Raw genomic sequence first — 5,733 nt, 5'->3', positions numbered from 1 at the left:
GCGGCCAGCGCCCGGCCTTCCCTGCGCCCTTCATGTGGAGGGCGATGATTGAGAGCATAGCTCGGACGCGAAACGCGCCGCGAGATCGCGGAGGTGCATCTCCACATGCTGGCGGACAACGTTGCGATGAAAGACACCGCAAGCGTCATTGCGAGCAAAGCGACGTGTCCGCCGTAGCTCGCAGAGCGAAGGCGGAAGCAATCCAGAGTCGTGGGCGGGACTCTGGATTGCTTCGTCGCTGCGCTCCTCGCAATGACGGCGTTTGGGGCTGGCTCATCGCCACATACACCGCCGTCATCGCCCGGCTTGACCGGGCGATCCAGCAGTCCGAGACGTTCGTGATCAGATCGATAAGCCGCGGCGTACTGGATTCCCCGCTTTCGCGGGGAATGACACTGGAGCCCAAAAGCGACGCTTCCGATGTGGGGACGGTCAGCTCAATCGAACAAAGTTCGACAGTCTCAGCCGAGATGCCTCAGCCAACCCGTCGCGCTCGACAACCTCAGTCGATCAACCTCAGTCGAACAGGCTCGACACCGATTCTTCCGCCGCCGTGCGGCCGATGGCTTCGGCGATCAGCGGAGCGATCGGCAAAGCGCGGATGTTCGGGGCGCCGCGCACGGCTTCGGTCGGCAGGATGGAGTCGGTGATGACCAACTCCTTCAGCCTGGACGAGCTGATGCGGGTCGCGGCGCCGCCGGAGAGCACGCCATGGGTGATGTAGGCGTAGACGTCCTTGGCGCCGTATTTCAGCAGCGCGTCGGCGGCATTCACCAGCGTGCCGCCGGAGTCGACGATGTCGTCGATCAGGATGCAGGTGCGGCCCGAGACGTCGCCGATCACGTTCATGACCTCGGACTCGCCGGGACGCTCGCGGCGCTTGTCGACGATGGCCAGCGGCGCGTTGATGCGCTTGGCGAGGCCGCGGGCGCGCGCCACGCCACCGACGTCCGGCGAGACAACCATGACGTTGGAAAGGTCGAACCGGTCCTTGATGTCGCGCACCATCAGCGGCGCGGCGAACAGATTGTCAGTCGGGATGTCGAAGAAGCCCTGGATCTGGCCGGCATGCAGATCGAGCGTCATGACGCGGTCGACGCCGGCATGGGTGATCAGGTTCGCGACCAGCTTGGCCGAGATCGGCGTGCGCGAGCCCGACTTGCGGTCCTGCCGGGCATAGCCGAAATACGGAACCACGGCGGTGATGCGGCGCGCGGAGGCGCGGCGCAGCGCATCGGTGATGATCAGAAGCTCCATCAGCAAATCGTTCGCCGGATAGGACGTCGACTGGATGATGAACACGTCGGAACCGCGCACGTTCTCCTGGATCTCGACGAAGATCTCCATGTCGGCGAAGCGCCGGACCACCGCCTTGGTCAGCGCCAGCCCGAGCTGGCCTGCGATCGCGGCAGCAAGAGGCGGGTTGGAGTTGCCGGCAACGAGTTTGATCGAGCCGTTCTTGGCCGACATCGCGATTTCTCCCCGCGGCTCGCTGGAGACCTTGTTCAGCATATCGGGCTATCCATGGAACCGGCAGTTTTGCTCGGGCGAGGTGATATCAAGGACACTGCGCGCATGGCAACCCGCCGCAGGTGTTTTCCCGGTCAAAAAACGGCGCAAATTGCGCCTGTTTGCCTAATGGTCGGTGTAGCCGAGGGCGACGACGCTGCTGCCGTCGGACATGTCAGATGCAGATTTGGGCGATGCAGGCTCGGCCGCCGCGACGGCGGGTCCACGGGTCGGGGCCGCCGCTGGCGCGCTCTCGGCCGGCGCCGTGCCGCTCAGCATGCTGGCGAGCCCGCTGAAGCCGGCCTGCGCGATTTTCCGAAGCACCATGTCGTCGACCGCGTTCCACGGATCGCGCCCGCCGCGGCCGATCGGCTCCTCGCCGGACAGGCGCAGCGCGCGCTGCTGGTTGCGGTCATAGACGTCGAACACCCAGGCGATCACGCTCTTGCCGCTGACGACCTGGGCCGAGAGATAGGTGCGGACACGATAGGCCGCGGGCGCCTCGCGCGAGACGATCGCGAGGCTGCGCAGCTTGGACTCGCTGTCGAGCACGCTGACCATGCGGTCGAAGATCTGCGGCGGCGGGCCGTCGATCTGCTCGAAGGCGATGGTGGCACCATCCGACGCGGGCGCCATCGCATAGGCGTTGGCCGGACCACCGCCGCCGCTGCTGGCACAGCCACCAAGCGATGCGGCGGACATGATCAGCAGAGCGGCAACGCAGGCGTGCTGCGCAGCGCGGCTGATCCGGCGAAGTGGTGTTGGCGCTCCCCTCATCGTCGGGAGCGATATCGTTAAAATCGATTAACGTCTAGGTCGCGGCTGCCACAGAATGGGACAGAATGCACTTAGTTGTACAGAAAGGGTTAAGCAATCCACATGCGGCCACAATGGCGCCCTGCTTCAGCCCTCGAGCATGATCGCGTGGACGTGGCGTCCGTAGTCCGGTTCTTTCCGGTGCACCGAGCGGCGGTAACTGAAGAAGCGCTCGTCGGCATAGGTGTCGAGGCCGAGGTCGTCGATCAGCAGCACGCCGGCTCTTTCCAGCCGCATCCGGATGAAGCCGCCGAGATCGAACATCGCGTGCCCCTCGCGCTCGGCTGGCAGGAAGAAGCGCCCATGCTCGGCATCGTCGTCGATAAAGCGGGTAACGAATTCGGCTCCGACCTCGTAGCTCGGCTGCCGGATCAGCGGACCGATGGCGGCAATGATCTGGCCACGCTCAGCGCCGAGCGCTTCCATCGCCTGCAGCGTGGATTCGAGCACGCCGGTCAGTGCGCCTTTCCAGCCGGCATGGGCCGCACCGACGACGCGCCTGTGCGGATCAACGAACAGGATCGGCCCGCAATCCGCCGTGGTGACGCCGATCGCCACATTGGGTGTCGCGGTGACCAGCGCATCGGCCTTCGGCCTGACAGCCCCGTCCCACGGCCCGGTCGCGACCACGACGTCGGGCGAATGGATCTGGTGCACGCTGAGAAAGTGCTCGGGCGCGACACCGAGCTGCGCGGCCATGCGGCGGCGGTTTTCGCGGACGTTCTCCGGCATGTCGCTCGATCCGAGCCCGCCATTGAGCCCGGCATAGATGCCCTCGGAGACGCCGCCCTCGCGGGTGAAGAAGGCGTGGCGCAGGCCCGGAATCGCGGACATCACCTCCGATGACACCAGCATCACGCGCCTCCCGTCCTCTCGTTGGTGTGCTCGTCGCTGATGCCGGCGAGCACCGGAATCGACGGATCGGACACGCCGAGCACCTTGAACAGCGAGCCCATGCCGCCGCGGCCGCCGCCGGTCAGCCGCTTCAGACCGCTGGCGATATCCTCGGAGACCTCCGGCGAGGCCTTCTGCATCAGGGTCAGCGCGCGGGTCTCGATGCCGAGCCGCTGCAGGAATTCGCCTTGCGTGATCGGGCCGTGCACGCGCGCGCCGACGGCTTCAGCGGTGCGCGACAGCGCGTCGAAATCGACATGCGCGGTGATGTCGGCGAGACCCGGCGTCTTCAGCGGATCGGCAAAGCTGTGCCTGGCGATGGCCTGGAACGTGTCGCCGACGTCGCTGCGGACATGGCCGTAATCGATGATCACGGCGGCGCCGTGCTGCTCGCGGAGGCGGCGGGCAATTGCCATCATCTCGGTATCCGGCCGCCATTCGAAGATCGCGCCAGCCGGCGCGGCGCGCACCAGCGGCGGCAGCAGCAGCTCGAAGCCCGGCGTCGGATCGGCGGCGGTGCCGTAGGCGAAGTTCTCCTCCTCGTCGAGCTCGACGACGCGCTCGTGCCAGCCGGTCTCGCGCCTCACCATCTGGTGCACCGGCAGCACGTCGAAATACTCATTGGCGAAGATGACGCTCGGCCCCTCCGGTACCTCGTCGAAGCTGTCGTGCCAGGTGACGTTGCGCAGACCAGTGAGCGTCGCCTTCTGTTTTTCGCGCAGCACCGGATTGATCTCGACCAGGTGTACCGAGATGGTCTGGTACAACGGCGGCAGCACGCGCAGCGCGCGCAGCGCATCCGACATCATGGTGCCGCGCCCCGGCCCCAGCTCGATCAGCCGGAACTGTTGCGGCGAGCCGGCCGCCTTCCAGATCGAGGCCGCCCACAGGCCGAGCAGTTCGCCAAACATCTGGCTGACTTCCGGCGCGGTGGTGAAGTCGCCCTCGCGTCCCAGCGGATCGCGCGAGATGTAGTAGCCGTGCTCCGGATGCATCAGGCACAGCTCCATGTAGCGCCAGACCGGCATCGGACCCGACGCCTTGATCAGCCGCTTGATCTCGGTGTGGAGCGGAGAGGTTTCGATCACGGATTGGCCTGCAGCGAGGGGGTGGCGTGATGGACCTCAGGTTTGCGCAGCGCCCGTGCGACGAGGATCGCGCCGACGATCAGCATCGGCACCGACAGCAGCATGCCCATGGTGAGGCCCTGCCAGAGGAAGCCGAGCTGTGGATCCGGCTCGCGGAACAGCTCGCTGACGATGCGGGCTGCGCCATACAGGCCGATGAAGCTGCCGAGGATGAAGCCGGGCCGTTTCAGTGCCCCGAACCGGATCATGGCCGCCAGGATGCAAAACAGCAGCAGGCCCTCGAGGCCGGCTTCATAGAGCTGGCTCGGATGACGCGGCAGATGGGTGGGATCGGTCGGAAAGATCATCGCCCAGGGCACGCTGGCATCGGCGGCGCGGCCCCACAGTTCGGGTTTGATGAAGTTGGCGATGCGGCCGAGCAGCAAGCCGATCGGGGCGACCGCCGTCGTGATGTCGCCGAGCGACAGAATCGGCAGGCCGTTGCGGCGGGCGAACCAGATCACGGCGACGACGCAGCCCATGAAGCCGCCATGGAACGACATGCCGCCGTTCCACAGCTGGAAAATATCCAGTGGCTCTTTTATGAAGTGCGGCAGGTTGTAGAACAGCACGTAGCCGGTGCGGCCGCCAACAATGATGCCGAGCGTGATCCAGAGGATGAAATCGTCGAGCTGGACGAGCGACACCGGCGCCGGGCCGCCCCACAGCCGCTCTTTCTTCAGCAGCGAGCGGGCATAGAGCCAGCCGATCACGATGCCGCAGATATAGGCCAGCGCGTACCAGCGGATCGCCAACGGGCCGATCGCGATCGCGACCGGATCGAACACGGGAAAGTCGATGAGGAGAGGCGTCATTCACAGGCTTTCGTGGGCACGGCCTTACGCTTCGGCAAGCACGCGGGCGGCGTGGGCTTCGAACGCACTCCGCCGCATGGGCGTCGCGGTGTCATCCAAGGAGGTCATCCATGGCCGCTCATACAGCGCGGCGGGCCGACGCAACAAGTACGATGACAAGGAAACCGTGGCATGACAAGACGGGCCCATCTTGAAGGCGGCGGGACGGATCGCCATTCTGTGAGCGAGCGCGTCGCGGGAAGCGGAGTTTGAGCATGACCCAGACCAACAACCGGTTTTTCGACGAGATCGGCCGCCTGATGAACGACGCCGCCGGCGCCGCCCAGGGCATGAAGCGGGAGGTCGACGCCGTCATCCGCAATCAGGCCGAAAAGATCCTGAACGACCTCGACCTCGTGAAGCGCGAGGAGTTCGAGGCGGTCAAGGACATGGCCCGGCTCGCCCGCGAGGAGAACGAGGCGCTGAAGGCGCGCATCGCGGCGCTGGAGGCCAGGCTCGGGGGGACGGCCGGCGGTCAGCCGGGGACCGGCACTGCGGACGGCTGAGGCCGCAGGCAAATCGTACCGCGACGG

7 protein-coding genes are annotated in these 5,733 nt (G+C 66.1%); 2 read left to right on the top strand and 5 right to left on the bottom strand.

Features of this window, described 5'->3' with window-relative positions:
- Nucleotides 1-516: 516 nt before the first annotated feature.
- Nucleotides 517-1,470 (bottom strand): ribose-phosphate pyrophosphokinase, encoded by a 954-nt coding sequence (locus tag BRAO375_RS23520; RefSeq protein ID WP_009029953.1) that lies wholly within the window; start codon nucleotides 1,468-1,470, stop codon nucleotides 517-519.
- Between BRAO375_RS23520 and BRAO375_RS38185 the strand changes: the two genes are divergently transcribed.
- Nucleotides 1,460-1,639 (top strand): hypothetical protein, encoded by a 180-nt coding sequence (locus BRAO375_RS38185; RefSeq protein ID WP_175345355.1) that lies wholly within the window; start codon nucleotides 1,460-1,462, stop codon nucleotides 1,637-1,639. The genes BRAO375_RS23520 and BRAO375_RS38185 overlap by 11 nt on opposite strands.
- Here BRAO375_RS38185 and BRAO375_RS23515 read toward each other — a convergent pair.
- The 4 genes from BRAO375_RS23515 to lgt form a co-directional block, all read right to left on the bottom strand.
- Entirely contained in the window at nucleotides 1,636-2,211 is a 576-nt protein-coding gene (locus tag BRAO375_RS23515; RefSeq protein WP_009029952.1) for a hypothetical protein, read from the bottom strand. The two genes, BRAO375_RS38185 and BRAO375_RS23515, sit on opposite strands and share 4 nt — an antisense overlap.
- A gap of 201 nt (nucleotides 2,212-2,412) precedes the next feature.
- Nucleotides 2,413-3,159, bottom strand: coding sequence for a peptidoglycan editing factor PgeF (pgeF, locus tag BRAO375_RS23510; RefSeq protein ID WP_009029951.1), 747 nt, complete (start codon nucleotides 3,157-3,159; stop codon nucleotides 2,413-2,415).
- 20 nt (nucleotides 3,160-3,179) lie between these two features.
- Complete coding sequence (locus tag BRAO375_RS23505; RefSeq protein ID WP_009029950.1) at nucleotides 3,180-4,307, bottom strand: class I SAM-dependent methyltransferase; 1,128 nt, start codon at nucleotides 4,305-4,307, stop codon at nucleotides 3,180-3,182.
- Complete coding sequence (gene lgt / locus BRAO375_RS23500) at nucleotides 4,304-5,161, bottom strand: prolipoprotein diacylglyceryl transferase (protein ID WP_009029949.1); 858 nt, start codon at nucleotides 5,159-5,161, stop codon at nucleotides 4,304-4,306. The genes BRAO375_RS23505 and lgt overlap by 4 nt, the downstream gene beginning before the upstream one ends.
- A gap of 254 nt (nucleotides 5,162-5,415) precedes the next feature.
- Here lgt and BRAO375_RS23495 point away from each other — a divergent pair, with 254 nt between their 5' ends.
- Complete coding sequence (locus BRAO375_RS23495) at nucleotides 5,416-5,706, top strand: accessory factor UbiK family protein (protein WP_009029948.1); 291 nt, start codon at nucleotides 5,416-5,418, stop codon at nucleotides 5,704-5,706.
- Nucleotides 5,707-5,733 lie beyond the last annotated feature (27 nt).

Origin of the sequence: Bradyrhizobium sp. ORS 375 (assembly GCF_000239775.1) — a bacterium.
Classification (GTDB): domain Bacteria; phylum Pseudomonadota; class Alphaproteobacteria; order Rhizobiales; family Xanthobacteraceae; genus Bradyrhizobium.
This window is presented reverse-complemented; position numbering and strand designations above follow the sequence as displayed.